Source organism: Hymenobacter nivis (assembly GCF_006439025.1).
GTDB lineage: Bacteria > Bacteroidota > Bacteroidia > Cytophagales > Hymenobacteraceae > Hymenobacter > Hymenobacter nivis_A.
The window spans coordinates 473,225-490,211 of sequence record NZ_RCYZ01000004.1 but is presented as its reverse complement, the minus strand read 5'-3'; the positions used below and the strand labels follow the sequence as shown (position 1 = coordinate 490,211).

Below are 16,987 nucleotides of genomic sequence, written 5' to 3'. Positions count from 1 at the left end.
GATAGTACGAATCGCTCCCCCTTTTTTCATTTTCCATCATCCCCTTTATGCATCCTCTTACCTTGCAAATTCCGCCAACTGAAGGCGTTCGTAAAGTAGGCCCCGGCGAAGGCGAACACTTCGACATCGCCGATTCGCGCTTCACCTGGAAAGCCAAGGCCGCCGACACTGGCTACGCCTTCGCCATTTACGAGCTGCCGCTCGACCCCGGCAAGGGCGTGCCCCTGCACGCCCATCCCTACGCCGAAGTCTTTTACATCCTTGAGGGCCGCGTCGATTTTATGCGCCTCACCGAGGGCCAGCAGGAGTGGGTGAGCTGCGGGCGCGGCGACACGCTCCTCGTGCCGCCCAACGCCTTCCACGGCTTTGCCAACCGCAGCGACCAGCCCGCCCGGCTGCTCAGTACCGCTAACCTGCTGCACCAGGCCTTTTTCGACGAAGCCGCTCGCCCAGCCGTGGCCACCGACCCGTTGCCCGCCAGCCCGCCCGACATGGCCGAGCTGCAGCGCGCCCTGGGCCTGGCGCCCAAGTACAACATGTTTTTTGCCCCGCCGCCCACGAGCGGGGGCCCCACTGAGTAGGCGTTGGTAAATAAAGTCTCCCTTTCCTACTTGAACAGAAAGCGCTCCTATTCACTGAATAGGAGCGCTTTCTGTTCAATAAATTTGGTCGCAGAACGCATTATAGCGCTGCTTTCGCAAGAGCCTAGCAGTAGGGCCCATGGCTCACGGCAACACCGCTGGCTTTTGCGCCAGTAGGTAGGCAATTCGCGCCTGCTGGTGCAGCGTGTCGGCCTTGAGCACCAGGTCTTTGCCCACAAAGCACTGGTAGCGCACGGCGGGGCGGGCCGCGCTCGCGGGCCCGGTGCGCAGCAGTTCCAGTGACTGCAAGGCGCCCGGAATACGGGCCCCGAACCAGTTGGGGTCGGGCTGCTGCCGCCAGGTAATCAGGGCCAGCACTTCGCCCGGCTGGGTGGCGCCGGGGGCCCCTAGGGCCGCCTGGCGGGCGAGGTCGTTGCCGTACAAGGTGGCGGTGGTGGCCTGCCGGCGATTCACGAACGTGGACAGAACACGCAGTCCTAACTTATTGAAATTGAACGCGGCAGGTAATGAAGCATCGGCGTTGCGCTGGCCCGTAGGCACCTTATGCTGGGAGCAGGCGCTTAGGGCCAGCAGGGCCCCTAGGGCAATGGGTGTGGCTTTCATCGGGCTAGTGGCTCAGGGGCTGAGTGAAGACGAAATCGTTGTTTTTCATCGGCTGGTGGCAGTTGATGCACTCGGTGGTGAAGAGAGCGTCTTTGCCGTAGGGCACCATTTTTGGGGTTTTGAAACGGGCCCAGCCCCAGCCTTTGGTAGCCGCGTATTTCTGGTCGTCCTTAAGCATGTATTCGACCTGCTTGAAGGCGCCGGGGCGCACGTTGCCCTCGGTATCGGCCAGCTGGTCCCAAGCCACTTTGGCGAACGCCGTGCCGTTGGGCCAGGGGTTAATGTGCTTCTCCCGAATAGCTTTCACAGCCACCGCGTTACCGAATACTACGCGTATCGTGCCGTTGTCGAAGCGCTCGGTGGTGCTGATGGCCTGCCAGTTTTTGTAGTCGGGCAGGTAGGCGATGCCGTTGGGCGCGACGGGCACAGCGGTGGGCTTAACTGCCCCCGGCTGCCAGTGCTGGTACTGCTGTTCGGCGGCGTTGAGCTTGGCCGTGTCGGCGGGCGGGTTCTTGGCCAGGCTCGCCACGTACTGCTTGAGCACGGCCACGTCCTGGGCCGATACCTTGGCTTCGGGGTGCGCCAGGGTGTACTCGCTGAGGGGCATGGCGCCCGCCAGGATTTGGTTGACCGACTCCCACAGCTTCGCCTTTTGGGCGTCGGAGGGCATGCTCTGCCAGGTGGAGAAATTCAGCCCCGCGCGGCCCTCCTTCACGTGGTCAGATACTTGCCAGTACACGGGCGCGACTTTGTCGAACCAGCGCAGGTTGGTTTGGTTGGAGTGGCAGTCGTAGCAGGCGCGCTGCACAATATTTTTCACAGCTACCGGCGCCTGAAAATCACCCGTTACGGGCGGGTTTTCCAGCGGCGGATGAATGAACTGGATACCCACAAACGCGGCCCCCAGCAGGGCCCCGGCGGGCAGCAGTAGGCGGCGAAAGGGGCTGGCGGCTACGCTCATAACAAGTGGTAGATAAGGGGTTGACGGTCAGTAGCCCTCGGGCTGATTGACACTCAAACTTACGGGCGGCCCTACGCGGTACCTAGGGCCCTGCGGCCAGGTGGCCTTATCCGGCCCTGAGTTGGCTTTTTTCGCCGCCGATAGCTAGGCGAAGCGTTTCAGAAACTGCTGAATGGCCGCGTTATAGCTGCGCGACGACGTAACGTGCTGTCCATTGGCCATCCGAAATAGGTACTCGCCGTGGGCCCACGACTTAAATTCCACAATATGGTCGGTGTTAATAACGTACGAGCGGTGGATGCGCAGGAAATAAGCCGGGTCGAGCCGCTCGGCCAGCTGCCCCAGCGAGGCCCGCACCGGGTGCGCCGCGCGGGCCGTGTGCAGCAGCACGCCGCTGCCCGTGGCTTCGAGGTAAAACACGTCGTCTGCGGGCACGAAAAACTGCCGCTCGGGCTGCTTCACCACAAACCGGTCTTGGTATTCGATAGGGGAGGTAGGGGCCTGGCCCGCGGGCGTGGGCCAAGCCCGGAGCAGGGCGGCTAGGTCGGCGCCCACGGCCTGGGTGTGGCGCTGCGCCGATTGCTGCTGCACCCGGCCCACGCACTCCGCAAACCGGTCGGGGTCGAGCGGCTTCAACAGATAATCCACCGCGTGCAGCGCGAAGGCGGCCACGGCGTACTGGTCATATGCCGTCACGAATACCACCAGCGGCAGCGGTTGGCCCGTGGCGCGTAGGCGTTGAAGCACCTGCACGCCGTCGAGGTCGGGCATTTGCACGTCCAGAAAAACCACGTCGTAGGCGTTGGTTTGCAGGGCGGCGAGGGCTTCTGTGCCATTCTGGCACTCGCCCGCGACGGTCATTTCCGGGAAGTCGGCGAGCAGTTCGCGCACTAGGCTGCGGGCCAGCGGCTCGTCGTCTACCAGCAGGGTGCGCAGGCTCGTGCTCATGCGGCTAGAGGGGCCTGGCTGGCGGTGTGGAAGGGCAGCGACAGGTGCAGGCAGTAGCCCTGGCCGGGCGCGGTTTCGACGTGCGCGGCGTAGTCGGTGCCATAGCGGGTGGCGAGGCGGCTTTCGAGGTTGCGCAGCCCAATGCCTCGCACGGCGGTGTCGGTGGTGCCGCGGCCATTGTCCTGCACCTGCACAATGAGGCGGTCGGCCTGCTGCCGGGCGCTGATGGCCAACTCGCCTACCCCCGCCTGCGGGGCCAGGCCGTGGCGCACGGCATTTTCTACCACCGGCTGCAAGAGTAAGGCCGGCAAGATGGCCGCCTCCGTGCCGGGGGCAATGTGGTAGGCCACCGCCAGGCGGTCGGGGAAGCGGGTTTGCTCGATTTCTAGGTAAAGGCGGGTCAGGTGCAGCTCCTGGGCGAGAGTTACTTCCTGTGTATCGCTACCGTCGAGCACCAAGCGCAAAAATTGGCTGAGCTGGGCCAGCATGCGCCGGGCGGCCTTCACGTCCGTGCCCATCAGGGCCGAAACGGCATTCAGCGAATTAAATAGAAAATGTGGCTGAAGCTGCATTTTCAGGGCTTGTAGCTGCGCCTGCACGAGCTGCGTTTCCAGCTGAGCAGCCTGCACTTGGCCCTGGCGAAATCGCTCGCGGTACTGCACCGCGTAGGCCATGCACAGCAGCATCCAATAAATTGGCACCCAGGTATTGGCATTTGCCAGGGCCTTAGCCAGCGAAAAGCCACCCGGCAGGGCCCCAAATAGAGTCATCAGCCCGGCGTAAGCCAAGCGGTAAACCAGCGTGAGGCCATAGCTAGCGGCCGCGTGCACCAGCAGGTTGGCTAGCCGGCGGCGGGGCTCCATAAGGTCGAAACGCGTGGCTAGGCCAAACACCACCGGCGTGAGCAGCCCCCAGAGCAGCCCGTGCAGCAGCCGACCGCCCAGGGTTTCGCCCCAGTGCGTGGGTGTGCCCGCCGAGAGGTTTTGAGCGAATACCAACAGCACCATAAACCCGCTGAACAGCAGCCAGGCCAGCGCAATAATTGGTCCCGGCACCAGTGGCCGCCGGGGCATCGAAGTTGCGCTGGATGGCTCGTCGTGCATAGTGCCAAAGGTAGTGAATGCGCCTAAGCTGCTAACCAACTAGGCCAGTGGTTGGCCTTCTAGGGCGCATCGGGCTTTTTCCGAAGCTCGTTTTGGCTAAGTCAATAAAATGATTACCCTTGGGTAAGTGTTAAAAAGCGTAGTCGAGCAGGAAAGTATTGTCGGCGCAGATGCTCATCACGCCCGCTTTTTGATGGTCGCCCACGCGCATCTCAAGAAGTTGGCCTTACCCTGCACCGAAACCCATTTCCCCTAAGTCGAAGGGGGTGGACCAGTTGCCAAATCTTGCTGTAACCCAGCGATACCGGTAGGCGACCGGGTAAAAACTTGACGTACTGGCTCATGGTGAGCGAGTGAATCCCGATGAGGCTTGTGCCGGTAGTTAAGTGGTCTAGCTGTACCAGAGAGAAGCAGAATGTGTACTGCTGCTATTTATGACGAAGAAAGAGTGAGGTACTGCTCAACAAACGACGTGAGGGCGATTGGCATTGAAAAGGAAGTTTCTATGTCGGGCCGGCCAAAGCTGTGGCACAAAGCCGCGGCGCGGCATTAAGACAGTTCACAGACAGGGTGGGCCGCGTGAAAGTGGTCTAAAAACCGGAAGCGTGCGACCAACTTAAATGGGCTGAGCGGGCGTTTGACGCATTAAAAAGCTCGGACTGTCTTCGGCCAGCCAACCCGGTGAGCGCCCACTGAAAGATTGCTCAACGCTGGGCTCACGTGCGTATGCGGCCGTTCTGCCACGTATCGCAGGCGGCGCAAATCCCACACTATGGTTGGCCCCGCCATTACGTAGGGTCTGCCCCAAGAGCCTCGTATTATTTACATGTAGATCAAGATTTTATATAATATGGGTGGCGTTATAACACGCGTTATCATCCATTATCTTAAGGACGGTATAAACCGATGAATTAGCGGTAAAAACCCACGGTATTATTGGCGCCATGCATAGGGCTGCCGTACTTGCGCTAGTCTTATTTTCACCCGTTTAATTAACCTTGCCATGGACTCGCTGTGCCAGCACTTAGCTGCCCTCGACACGCACCACCTGCGCCACGATACCCAGCACATTTGCCCCGAGTGCGTGGCAATGGGCAGCACCTGGGTCCATTTGCGCATCTGCCAGGCCTGCGGACACGTAGGCTGCTGCGACGACTCGCCCAACCGCCACGCTACCAAGCATTTTCATGCCACTCAGCACCCCGTTATGACTTCTGCCCAGCCCGGCGAGCGCTGGGCCTGGTGCTACGTAGACGAGGACCTGCGCGAGTACTAAGCCCCGCGCCAACCCACTCGGCACGCAGCTCAGCTGCCAAATAAAACAGCGGCCGCCCTGCTTGGCAGGGCGGCCGCTGTCAGGAAAGGTCCGGCCTCAGCGCCGCTCATCAAACACCTGAAACTCGGCAATCGATGGCTGGTGGTCGTAGGCTTTGATGCGCACGCGCACCTTGCTGCCCCACACCCGGCCGAAGCGGTGCAGCTTGATGCGGCTGCCATTGTTGCCGTCGAAGAGCGGCTGCCAGGCCACGCCGTCCCAGTAGTCCAGCGCGTAGCCCGTGATGTTGGCTTTCTGCTCAGCTACCACGACGGTGTTGAAGCTCCGCTCGTTCTTAAAGTCGATTTCGTACCACGGCTGCGGCACCGTTTTGTTGGCCTGCCAGCTGGTGTGGTAGTCATCGTCGGTGGCAAAGTCCATGATGTTCATGTCGTCGCTCCAACTCGAGTTAGCCGCTTGGTTCTTGGCTAGGTTGCTGGCAATGATGGGCGGCTCGAGCAGCGTGAGCAGCGTGGTAGGCCCTGGGTTTTTCCAAAGCTTGCCGATTTCCCGCAGCCCGGCCAGCGCATTATCGTCAAGCAAGCCATCGCGGTTGGGGGCCACGTTCAGGATAAAATTGCAACTGTTCTCATTGAGTGGAACGAGGGTTTCGCTCACCAGCTTGGCCGGGTCGCGCACCGGCACGGTGGGGAAGTCAGTCTTCCAAAACCAGGCGCTGTTGAGGGGCAGGCAGGCCAGCGAGGGCATGCGCTTGCTACCGGGGGCCAGGCGCTGACCGGCCCCCATTTCGTAGGTTTTGATGTCGGTGTAGTACAGCCCCTCGGCCGGGTATTTGGCGCCGTTGAGGTCCATCACCAGGCAGTCGGGCTGCAACGATTTTACGAGGGCATAGATATCGGCGAAGGGCACGTCGTCGTAGGAAATGCGCGACCAGGGCGCGTCCCAGCCATCAATAATCAGCGCCTCAATCTTACCGTAGTTTGTCAGCAGCTCCGTTAGCTGCTGCTTTACCATCGCAATGTGCGCGGGGGTAATCTGATTGGGCCGCAGCTTGTGGTGCGTGTCCAAAATGGAGTAGTAGAGCATGACCTTCAGTCCCTTAGCCCGAAATGCATCGGTAAACTGGCGCACCACATCCTGCTTGTACGGGCTGTGCATCACGCTGTAATCCGTGCTTTTGGTATCCCAGATGCAGAAGCCGCTGTGGTGCTTGGTGGTGAGGCAGCCGTAGGTCATGTTGGCCGACTTGGCGGCCTTTGCCCACTGGTTGGCATCAAGCTTTTTGGGGTTGAACAAGGCTGGCGAAGCTTCCGGGTCGGGCCAGTCCTGGTTCAGGTACGTCGGGATGTTGAAGTGAATGAACATCCCGAAGCGCAAGTCCACGAACTGCTGCTGCAACTGTCCTAGGGGCCGCGGGCCGCTAGCGGCCGTGGCGGCGGGCTGCGCGGCGGCGACGGTGGGCCCCGCCAGGCGTAGCAGCAGCCAAGCAAGGGAAAAAGCACGCAGAAAACTCGTTAAACGCATAAAAGAGGGAGGGCTAGAATCCGCGCGGGTAGCCGTAGCGGCAAGTGTTGAGAAAGCAGTTGAAACTATAATGCGAACCCCACTAGCCCGCCCTGTGAACCGTCGCTATTATATTAATTACCAGTAATTTATATACGATTCACGAGACTTCGCACGACGGGCTGGGGATATGCTGGGCTACCCAATCTTAGGCAGGCGCTGCTCCAGCTGCGGGCGCAGGTGCTCGTGCTGCGTGGGCAGCATGAGGTGGGTGCCCAGCTCGGCCAACGGCTCATCCACGGCGAAGCCGGGGTTATCGGTGGCAATTTCGAAGAGCACCCCGCCGGGCTCGCGGAAGTACACGGAGTGGAAGTAGTCGCGGTCAATCTGCGGGGTAGGTTGCAAGCCCCGCGCCACGAGCTTTTGGCGGAAATAAAGCTCGGCCTCGTCATCCTTCACCCGAAAAGCGATGTGGTGCACCGAGCCGCCAGCCGTGATGGCGCGGGCCTCGCCGGGCGCCTCCACCAGGTCGATGTACTGCGCGCCGCCCGGCACGGTATCAGTCACGTAGCGACTGCGGTTGACGTGCTTTTCGAGCAGCGTATAGCCAAATACGTCGGTCAGGATTTCGGCCGTGGCCTGGGTGCTGGCCAGCGTGAGCGTGACGGTGTGAAAGCCCTTGGTGGCCACCCCGGCGCTGACCTCGGCGGTGGTCCAGGGGGTGCGGGTGTCGGGCGTTTTCGACTCAATCAATTCAAATTTCAGCCCGTCGGGGTCGAGGAAAGTGAGATAGCGCTCGCCAAATTTCTCGCTCGGCTTGTTGTAGGTAATGCCATTAGCCTCAAAGCGCTGCATCCAGAAATCGAAGCTGCCGGCCGGCACCGAGTAGCCGATTTCGGTGGCCTGGCCGGTGCCACGCCGCCCGGCCGTAATGTGCTCCCAGGGGAAGAACGTGAGGATGGTACCGGCCGAGCCGGTTTCGTCGCCGAAGTAAAAGTGGTAGGTGCCGGGGTCGTCGAAGTTGACGGTTTTCTTCACCAGGCGCAGGCCCAGCACGCGGGTGTAGAAGTCGTAGTTGCGCGGCGCGTGGCCGGCAATGGCCGTGACGTGGTGCAGGCCCAGAATGCGAGGTTCCATAGTGCTTAAACAGCGAAAAAGAGTGGTTTGAAAATGAGGGTTAAGAAGCCGGCGGATTGAAAATCAACCAGCTGGCCAGGGCCAGTTCTTGCAAGGTGCCGGGGGACCCCATTCCGGGCATAATCTGCTCCGGGAAGGCCACTACTGCGCCGTATCGGGTGCGTACTGCAGCGCACGAACATTAGGCATAACTCAGGGAGCCAAGGCGGCCGCGCTGCCGCCGGTACTCGGTGGGCGTGAGGTGGTAGCGCTTCTTAAACTGCTTGTTGAGGTGGCACACGTCCACAAAGCCCAGCTCGTCGGCGATTTGCGACACGGTGAGCACGCTGGCTTGCAGCTGATTCTCGACTAGTTGCAAGCGGTGGCGCACGATGTACTGGTGCAGGGGCTCGCGCATGTGCTGCCGAAACAACGCGCTCAGGTGCGAGGGCGAATACGCAAACTCCTGGGCCAGGTGCCCCAGGTGCAGCCGCCCCGGCACCGCCGCGTGCCGCCGAATGTAGGCCAGTACCTGCCGCACCACCCCCGCCGCGTGGGTAGCGGCCGGGCCGGGCTGGCCCGAGGCCAACAGTGGCCCCACGGCCCGCAGCACGGTGCTCGCCAGGGGCCCGGCCAGCGAATCGTTGGCCACGCCGGGGCACCCGGCGTAGCAATCAACCAGCAGGGCGAGCAGAGCCCGCAATGCGGGCGGCACCTTGGTAGCCGCCAAGTGGCCGGCGGCCCCTAGGGCGGTACCGCGCGCGCGCAGCAGCTGCCAGTCGGCGGCCTGGGGGTGGCCGGTGGTCTGGCTAGCCAGGTAGTCTAGTGAGAAGCACAGCCACGCCAGGCGGGCGGGGTGCGGGGTAGCGAACTGCCAGCAATCGGTGGGACCAAGCAGCAGCAAAGTGCCGGCCGGGCACATGAGGGGGAGGGCCTGAGCATCGCGGCAGATGCCGACGTCTTCGCGCACTAGCAGCAGGGCCAGGCAGCCGCTGGGCGGGGCCGGCAGCCTGCCCGCAGTGGCTACCCACTCCGCAATGCGCAGCGGCTCGGTAGGTAAAATGGCTGAGACAGACACGGAGCGAAGGAGAAGGTGAGGTTTTAACCTTTTGCCAGGACGGTGCCAGCTTACCTATTACCAGCCTATTTTGTAGATAAATTATTAACTTACAAGTTGTTACAGATATTTTTTGTATAAATCAATTGGTAACATAACCTCCAGCATGTTGGAGGGCCCATTATATTGGAGGCGTATTTTGGAGTTGGCCAGTGATAGACCGGCGACCAGCAAGTGCTGACTAGTGATTTTACACCATCGGTAAGCGCACTGCGGCGCTGGCTTTTAACCCGCCACTTCCAAGGCCTGCCGACCTCTCGCACTGCAAATGCACGCTGCTGCGCATTGCCCCACGCCCTACCTCATTTGCCCCATGTCGCTTCCTTCCTCCCCGGCCGAGCCACTAGCCACCGTGCTGATTGTCGAAGACGAGTTCATTGTGGCCGATGACCTGCGCCGCCGGCTCACCAGGGCGGGCTACGCCGTGCTGGGGCTGGCGGCCACGGCCGCCGAAGCCCGGCAGCTACTGGCCGGTGCCCCGCCGTCCGTGGTGCTGCTCGACATCTTCCTGAAAGGGCCGGAGAGTGGCCTGGACCTGGCCGGCTGGCTGCACGAACGCCAGATTCCGTTCGTATACCTCTCCGCCAACCTCAACAACGAGGTGCTGGCGGCCGCGCATGTCACGCAGCCGCTGGGCTTTCTCAACAAGCCCTTTCGGGAGAAAGACGTGCTCGCCGCCCTCGAGCTGGCCCGCTACCGCCACGCCCACGGCGAAGAGGCCCGCCTGCGCCGGCAGCGCGAACTGCAAGTGGCTGTTAACAACGATATTGCGCGCCTGTACGACCGTGATGAGCTGTGCCAGGCCATTGCCACGCAGCTCGACCGGCTGGTGCCCTTCACCTTGTTGAGCCTGCGCATTGGGCTACCCGAGGAGCAGGCGTTTTACTGGGTAGTGCTGCACAAGAATGCGGCCGGTGTTTTCGAGAAAGTGCCCCCGCTGCGGCTCCTGGGCCCCGATGCTCCCGACGCGCTTTTGCAGCGCCTCACCGAGCGGCCGCCCGATGAGGTGGGCGAGCAAACGGGCACCTTCACCGGGGCAGCGTTTGAGGAGCTGTGCCGCACGCAGCGCACAGCCCGCGCCGCCCGCGAGGCGTTTGGGGCGCGGGCGCTGGCCGCGTTTCCGGTGCTGCTCAAGCGCCACTCGTTCACGAGCTTGCAGCTGGCCAGCCCCGACCCCGCTGCCTTTGCGCCCGAGCAGTACGCCACCGTGGCGCTGCTGCTGCCCCAGCTGGCCCTAGCCCTCGACAACCTGCTGGTCTGTGAGGAAATCGACGCCCGTCGCCGCCAGAAAGTGGCCGAGCTGGCCCTGGTCAGCGCCTTCCGCAACGGCCGCGAGCTGGAAGCCATTGCCCCGGCCGTGGCCCAGGCCTTGCAGCCGGTGTTGCCCCTCGATTTGCTCACGCTCCACGGCGTCGACCGCGTGCTGGGCATTGTGCAGGACGGCATTCACGCCAGCCGCCAGCCCGATGGCAGCTTTCGGCTGCTGCCCGCTGCCGAGTTTGTGCACCTGCCCGATGCCGCCGCCCGGCTGGCCTGGCAGCAGGCTACGCTAGAGCTGGAAGCCCTGATGCAGCAGCCCACCCTGAACGTGGGTGAGGCCGGCGAAACCCGCCGCGCCCGCAACCTGGTGGCCCGGCGCTACGGCGAGCACCTGGGCTTGCGCTCCTCCATGTACGTGCCGCTGGCCGTGCAGGGGCGGCCCGTGGCGGCCGTGGTGGTGGCCAGCCGCGCCCCCTACGCCTACACTGCCCGCGACCTGCGCCTGCTGCAAGAGCTGAGCCGTCCGCTGGCCCTGGCCCTCGAAAACCTGCTGGCCTTCGAGCGCATCAAGACCCTGGGGCAGCAGTTGGCGCTGGAAAATACCTACCTGGCCGAGGAAATCCGCACGACCTACAACATCGGCGAAATCATCGGTACCGGCCCGGCCATGCAGGCACTTTTCAGCAGCCTGGGCCTGGTGGCGGGCACCGACGCCACCGTGCTAATAACCGGCGAAACCGGCACCGGCAAGGAGCTAGTGGCGCGGGCCGTGCACGAGCTCTCGGCCTGCGCCGCCCGCACCATGATTAAGGTGAACTGCGCGGCTTTACCCCCGCACCTTATTGAGAGCGAGTTGTTTGGCCACGAAAAAGGGAGTTTCACCGGGGCGACCGACAAGCGCCTGGGTAAGTTTGAGCTGGCCGACGGCAGTACCATTTTCCTGGACGAAATCGGCGAGCTGCCCCTGGAGCTGCAAGCCAAGCTGCTGCGCGCCTTGCAAGAGCGCGAGATTGAGCGCGTGGGCGGCCGCCACCCCATCGCGGTGGATGTGCGCATTGTGGCCGCCACCAACCGCGACCTCAAGCAGGAGGTGGCCGCGGGCCGCTTCCGCTCCGACCTTTACTACCGCCTCAACGTGTTTCCGCTGGCCGTGCCGCCCCTGCGCGCCCGCCCCGAAGACATCCTGCCCCTGGCCACGCATTTCCTGCACCGCTTCGCTAAAAAGCTGGGCAAGCCCCTCACCGGCCTGGCCGCCGACACCGCCCAGCAACTGCTGGCCTACCCCTGGCCCGGCAACGTGCGCGAGCTGGAGCACGTGCTGGAGCGAGCCGCCATCATGGCCCGTTCGCCCACCCTGTCGCTGGCCGAGGCCCTGGCCCCCGCCGCCGCCCCTGCCCCCACCGCCGCGCCCCCGGTACGCCCCTTTGCCGACGCTGCCCGCGAGGTTATCGTGGCCGCCCTGGCCCAGGCTGCCGGCCGCGTGCGCGGTGCCGGCGGCGCCGCCGAGTTGCTGGGCATCAAGCCCACCACCCTCGAGGCCCGCATGAAGAAGCTAGGCGTGCGGTGAGAAGTAGCTTGGACTTTGTAGTCCGAGCGCGAGCGTAGCTCGCAGCTACGTTTGCAGACATTTACTTGCCTTGGATGTTCGCTACGCTCGCGCTCGGACTACAAAGTCCAAGCTACACTCAAGTGCCTCACCTACAGCATGCAAAAGCGCTGCCCCGGCTAAGAGACAGCGCTTTTGTACTACCTGGAAATTGAATTTCTATTCCTCAATAAATTTCAGCAAATCAGCGTTGATGGTTGCGGCTTCCGTGGCGGGCATACCGTGGGGGAAGCCGGGGTAGGAGATAAGCTTGCCGTGCTTAAGCAGCTTGATGGACTTAGCGCCGGACACGTGGAACGGCACGATTTGGTCGTCCTCGCCGTGCAGTACCAGCACGGGCAGGTCCACGCTTTGCAGGTTGTCGGTAAAGTCCGTTTCGGCAAAGGCGGCAATGCCGTAGTAGTGGGCGTTGGCCCCGCCGTTCATGCCCTGCCGCCACCAGTTGTCGCGGATGCCCTGCTTGATAGCGGCGCCCTCGCGGTTGTAGCCGTAAAAGGGGAGGGTGAAATCCTGAAAATACTGCGCCCGGTTGGTGGCCGTGCCCTCGCGGATTTCGTCGAATACCGACATGGGCACCCCGTCCGGGTTAGTCGGGCCTTGCAGCATCAAGGGCGTTACGGCGCTGATGAGCACCACCTTGGCCACGCGGCCCGGCTCGGCGCGGGCGGCGTAGCGGATGGCCTCGCCGCCGCCTGTGGAGTGGCCGATGTGCACGGCCCCCTGCAGGTTGAGGTGGGCGGTCAGCTCGGCTACGTCGGCCACGTAGGTGTCCATGTCGTGGCCGGTCGGGGCCTGCGACGAGCGGCCGTGCCCGCGGCGGTCGTGGGCGACAACGCGGTAGCCTTTGGTGAGGAAAAACATCAGCTGGGCATCCCAGTCGTCGCTCGACAGCGGCCAGCCGTGGTGGAAGAATAGCGGCTGGCCCGTACCCCAGTCCTTGTAGTAGATTTCGGTGCCGTCTTTTACCGTGATTTTAGGCATAGCGCTGCGTAGTAAGTGAGAATGAATACTGGCCAGGCCACCCGCCGCAGGGTGCCGCGCAGTGACGCTGGCACTGCAAAACTACCCGGCTACCCAGGGCCCCAAACGGTAAAAAAACCGGCTTTACCGGTACTATCAGCGGATTATCCTAACCCCTTGCCTACGCTCACCTAAGCTGCCGTTGGGCTAGCTACCAGGAAGCGCAGGTGGGCCACCGTGCCCCGGCCGGCGGGGTTGGGCAGCAACGCAAACTCGCCGTCGAGCTGGCGGCTGAGGCCCGTTACCAGCGTGAGGCCCAGCGTGTGGGTGTGGCTAGGGTCGAAGTCGGGCGGCAGGCCCTGGCCATCGTCGGCCACGCTGAGCAGGTAGGTGCTGGGGGCGAGCAGCCGGCCGGTGAGCGTGAGCGTGCCGGGCTGGCCGGGGCCGAAGGCGTGCTTCATGCTGTTGATAAGCAGCTCGTTGAGGGCCAGGCCCAGCGGGGTAGCCACGGCCACGGGCAGGGCCAGCGGTGCCAGGTCGAGGTGCAGGCGCACGCGGGCCGCGGCATCGAAGGCGTCGAGCAGGTGTACGGCCAGCTCCTGCACGTAGGTGGGCAGCGGCACCCGGCCCACGCGGTCGGCCTGGTAGAGGTGCTGGTGCAGCAGGGCCATGGCCTGCACCCGGTACTGGCTTTGCTCGAGGGCGGCCTGGATGGCGGGGTCGGCCGAGTAATCGGCCTGGGTATGCAGCAGGCTGCCAATCACTTGCAGGTTATTCTTGACGCGGTGGTGGATTTCGCGCAGCATCCATTCCTTTTCACTTAGCAGTTCACGCTGCTCGGCCAGCAGGCGCGCCAGCTCCTGGCTGCGCTGCGCTATCTCGGCTTGCTGGGCACGCAGCAGGCGGTTGCTGCGCTGCTTGAGGCGGTAGCGGTTGTAGCCCAGGCCCAGCAGCAGCAGCAGCAGCCCGGCCCCCACCAGCAAGGCGTTGCGCTGCTGCTCACGCTGGCGCAGGCGGGTTTGTTGCAGCAGGCTTTGCTTGGTGAGCAGGGCAATATTCTGCTCTTTCTGGCGGGTGCCGTACTGGATTTCGAGGCTGGCCAGCTGCTGATTGCGGGCGGCATTGAAGACCGAGTCGTTCAGGCGCTTGTACTGCTGAAAGTGGGCGATGGCCGCCGGAAACCGCCCCTGCGCCGAATCAGCCCGAAATAGCAGTTGGTGCAGGCTGGCCGCTTGCAGCAAGTAGCCCGCCGACTGGCACAGCTCCAGCGCTTGCTGTAACTGTGGCCGGGCCTCGGCGTAGCGCACGGTGGCCAGGTAAAATTTCCCCGCCGCGAGGTGGGCGTTGAGCCGGGCCATGTCGTCGGTAGCCGGCTGCTTGGCTAAGGTTAGCAATTGGCTCACTGTGCGCTCGGCAGCCGCATATCGCCCTAGGGCCACGTAGCAATCGACGAGGCAGCTGAGGTACACCGCCGAGTTGGTGGCATGAGGGTTGCCGGCCAGGGTTTGCAAAAACCGCAGAGCTTGCCCGGGCTGGTGCTGGCTGAGCAGCAAGCGGCTGATGGCCACGCTCGTAATGGCTATACCCGCCGCCGACTGCCCTAGCTGGGCGTGGCGTAGCGCGCGCTGGTAGTAGGCCAGGGCTTGGGCAGGCTGGTTCAGCTCCTTGTAAATACCCGCTAAGCTGGCGTATAAATAAGCTATCGAGGTGGTGTCGTGGGTGGCCTGGGCGCTTTCCACGGCGGCTAGGCCATAGCGCAGGGCCGCCTGGTAGTTGCCCACCTGCCGGGTAGCGCCCCGCAGCAGGTCGTAGGTGTAGTGCAGCTCGCGGTGGCCAGCAGCGCGGTACAGGGCCAGCACCCGCAGCAACTCCTGCTCGGCTTGTCCCGAATGGCCCTGCAGCAGGTGCATATCAGCCATGGTTTTCAGCACGTAGGCGTGCTCCAGCGGCCGGCCGGCTTGCGCAAATAATGCGGCGGCGCGGGCGTAGGTGGCCAGCTTGCGCGGCAGTCCGGCCGTGGTGCGCGGGTAGCTGCTGGCCAGGTAGAACCAGCCGGCTGCTTCAAGCGCCGGGCTGGGTAGCTGCTGGCTCAGCCGCAGGCCATGGCGCAGCGCGGCCCGGCCGGTGGTATCGGCAGCGCTGCTCGCCTCCGGCAACTGGCCCAGCACATACCAGCTGCGGATGCGGCCGGCCGGGTCGGCGAGCCGGGTACTCAGCGCCAGGGCCTGCCGGCCGTAGCTGGCGGCGCTGTCAAGGGGCGTGGCCAGCTCTTCGTGCCGGGCCACCAGGTCGTCGGCCAGTTGCAGCAGCAGGCGCAGGCGGGTGGGGCCGGTGGGGGTATGCCACAGTTGGGCACGCAGCCGGGCCGCCTCCAGCGGGGCCAGCAACGGGGTCATAGGCTCGGCCTCGGCGGCCCCTAGGGCCCCGAGCAAGGCTAGGACAAGTATGTAAGCACGCAGGCGCATAAGAAGTAAGGGCCGCGAAGTACGCTCCTGCGCCCGTTGAGGCGGCCAACGACCAGCGCTTTCGCCTTAAAAGTACCGGTAATTCCAGCTTTTTTACCGCTGGGGTAATCCCAGGGGCCCATAGGTTTGCAAGAGTAAGGACACCTGCGGCTGGTCGTTACATAAGACCAAGATAATCAGGTGCTTTTTCTTCGTGCGTCTGCGCTGCGCTGCGGCCTACTACCTCTAAATAGGTGCTCAGTCGCACTTGCTACTGCTGCGAAGCGAAAGCGGCATCCTGGCTAGCCAACTGGCCTTCGGCATTCCGCTGCCTACTACTTAGCAATGCAGAGTTAATTCTTATAATCAACTGCTTATCTTCTTGATATGGCCTCCGCTTCGCTACAATTTCGCTATCCGCTAGAACAACAGGAGCCCAAGCTTGGTCCCGGAGGGAGCACGCGGGGCGCTTCGGTGCGGGAGTTTCCGGCCTCGGTGGGCCTGGCGGGGGTGTCGATGCGCCTGGCCCCTGGCGGCATGCGCGAGCTGCACTGGCACGCCAACGCCGCCGAGTGGGCCTACGTACTGACCGGGTACTGCCGCACGACCATCCTCCACCCCGATGGTACAACGTACCTCGACGACTTTGGGCCCGGCGACAGTTGGTACTTTCCTAAGGGCTACGGGCATTCCATTCAGGGGGTAGGGCCGGGTGAGTGCCACTTCATCCTCATTTTTGATAACGGCGATTTCTCGGAAGACCACACCTTCAGCATCACCGACTTTATTGCCCACGTGCCCCCCGCCGTCGCGGCGCAGAGTTTGGGGCTGTCGCTGGCCGAAGTAGCCCGGCTGCCCAAGCAAGAAGTATACTTTGCCCAGGGACAAGTGCCCAACGACCAGTCGCTGATTGGGGCAACCCGGCCGATAGCTGAATTAACCTCCCGGCACCGCTACCCGTTGGCTGCGCAGCAGCCCCGGCGGGCCCCCGGCGGTGGCACGCAGCGGGTGGTCACGGCGGCCGAGTTTCCAATCAGCACTACCATAACGGGTTCACTACTGGAAATTGAGCCGGGCGCCCTGCGCGAGCTGCACTGGCACCCAAATGCCGACGAGTGGCAATACTACATCAGCGGCACAGCGGAAATGACCGTTTTTCTGGCCCAGGGGCAGGCCGTAACCGAGCAGTTTGCGGCCGGCGATGTGGGGTACGTGCCCATGGGGGCCGGCCACTACATCAAGAACACCGGCTCGGAGGTCTGCCGCCTGTTGCTGGGCTTCAACAGCGGGCATTACGAAGCCATTGATTTGAGCCGCTGGCTGGCCAGCAACCCGCCGGCGCTGCTGATGGGAAATTTCGGAATTGACGCCGAGCTAGCGGCTAAGCTCCCAGCCACCGAGCGCTTTATAGTGCCGCCGGCTACCCAGCTGGTACCCTAGCCCGCTTACCCTATGTCGGGTTATTACTTACTTAACAAGCTGAGCTAA

Annotated in this window: 13 protein-coding genes; 4 read left to right on the top strand and 9 right to left on the bottom strand. The window is 63.2% G+C overall.

What is annotated here, in order from left to right; translation table 11 throughout:
- Positions 1–47: 47 nt before the first annotated feature.
- Positions 48–581, top strand: coding sequence for a cupin domain-containing protein (locus EAH73_RS12450; protein WP_140466977.1), 534 nt, complete (start codon positions 48–50; stop codon positions 579–581).
- Between the two features lie 144 nt (positions 582–725).
- On the opposite strand, the gene EAH73_RS12445 is transcribed toward EAH73_RS12450, so the two are convergent.
- The 4 genes from EAH73_RS12445 to EAH73_RS12430 all read right to left on the bottom strand — a co-directional run bounded on the left by EAH73_RS12445 (position 726) and on the right by EAH73_RS12430 (position 4,217).
- Positions 726–1,205, bottom strand: coding sequence for a hypothetical protein (locus EAH73_RS12445; protein WP_140466975.1), 480 nt, complete (start codon positions 1,203–1,205; stop codon positions 726–728).
- A gap of 4 nt (positions 1,206–1,209) precedes the next feature.
- The gene (locus EAH73_RS12440) at positions 1,210–2,166 is read right to left on the bottom strand and encodes a heme-binding domain-containing protein (protein ID WP_140466973.1); all 957 of its coding nucleotides are present in this window, start codon (positions 2,164–2,166) and stop codon (positions 1,210–1,212) included.
- 144 nt (positions 2,167–2,310) lie between these two features.
- Positions 2,311–3,114 carry a LytR/AlgR family response regulator transcription factor gene (locus tag EAH73_RS12435; RefSeq protein WP_140466971.1) on the bottom strand — a complete coding sequence of 268 codons (804 nt, stop codon included), beginning with the start codon at positions 3,112–3,114 and terminating at the stop codon, positions 2,311–2,313.
- Positions 3,111–4,217, bottom strand: a complete 1,107-nt coding sequence (locus tag EAH73_RS12430) for a sensor histidine kinase (protein WP_140466969.1) — start codon at positions 4,215–4,217, stop codon at positions 3,111–3,113. Before EAH73_RS12430 ends, EAH73_RS12435 begins: the two co-directional genes overlap by 4 nt.
- 1,003 nt (positions 4,218–5,220) lie before the next feature.
- On the opposite strand from EAH73_RS12430, the gene EAH73_RS12425 reads away from it, so the two are divergent.
- Entirely contained in the window at positions 5,221–5,493 is a 273-nt protein-coding gene (locus EAH73_RS12425; RefSeq protein ID WP_140466967.1) for a UBP-type zinc finger domain-containing protein, read from the top strand.
- Positions 5,494–5,589: 96 nt separating this feature from the next.
- Here the strand turns inward: EAH73_RS12425 and EAH73_RS12420 are convergent, their stop codons facing one another.
- The 3 genes from EAH73_RS12420 to EAH73_RS12410 all read right to left on the bottom strand — a co-directional run bounded on the left by EAH73_RS12420 (position 5,590) and on the right by EAH73_RS12410 (position 9,190).
- Positions 5,590–7,017, bottom strand: a complete 1,428-nt coding sequence (locus EAH73_RS12420) for an alpha-L-fucosidase (protein ID WP_140466965.1) — start codon at positions 7,015–7,017, stop codon at positions 5,590–5,592.
- 177 nt (positions 7,018–7,194) lie between these two features.
- Positions 7,195–8,133, bottom strand: a complete 939-nt coding sequence (locus EAH73_RS12415) for a ring-cleaving dioxygenase (RefSeq protein WP_140466963.1) — start codon at positions 8,131–8,133, stop codon at positions 7,195–7,197.
- A gap of 181 nt (positions 8,134–8,314) precedes the next feature.
- The gene (locus tag EAH73_RS12410) at positions 8,315–9,190 is read right to left on the bottom strand and encodes a helix-turn-helix domain-containing protein (RefSeq protein ID WP_140466961.1); all 876 of its coding nucleotides are present in this window, start codon (positions 9,188–9,190) and stop codon (positions 8,315–8,317) included.
- Positions 9,191–9,542: 352 nt separating this feature from the next.
- Between EAH73_RS12410 and EAH73_RS12405 the strand changes: the two genes are divergently transcribed.
- Positions 9,543–12,056, top strand: coding sequence for a sigma-54 dependent transcriptional regulator (locus tag EAH73_RS12405; RefSeq protein ID WP_140466959.1), 2,514 nt, complete (start codon positions 9,543–9,545; stop codon positions 12,054–12,056).
- 198 nt (positions 12,057–12,254) lie between these two features.
- Here EAH73_RS12405 and EAH73_RS12400 read toward each other — a convergent pair whose 3' ends face one another.
- A complete protein-coding gene (locus tag EAH73_RS12400; protein WP_140466957.1) occupies positions 12,255–13,076 on the bottom strand; it encodes an alpha/beta fold hydrolase in 822 nt (273 codons plus the stop codon).
- Positions 13,077–13,246: 170 nt separating this feature from the next.
- Positions 13,247–15,520, bottom strand: a complete 2,274-nt coding sequence (locus tag EAH73_RS12395; protein WP_140466955.1) for a sensor histidine kinase — start codon at positions 15,518–15,520, stop codon at positions 13,247–13,249.
- Positions 15,521–15,886: 366 nt separating this feature from the next.
- Between EAH73_RS12395 and EAH73_RS12390 the strand changes: the two genes are divergently transcribed.
- Complete coding sequence (locus EAH73_RS12390) at positions 15,887–16,939, top strand: cupin domain-containing protein (RefSeq protein WP_140466953.1); 1,053 nt, start codon at positions 15,887–15,889, stop codon at positions 16,937–16,939.
- The last annotated feature ends 48 nt before the right edge of the window (positions 16,940–16,987 follow it).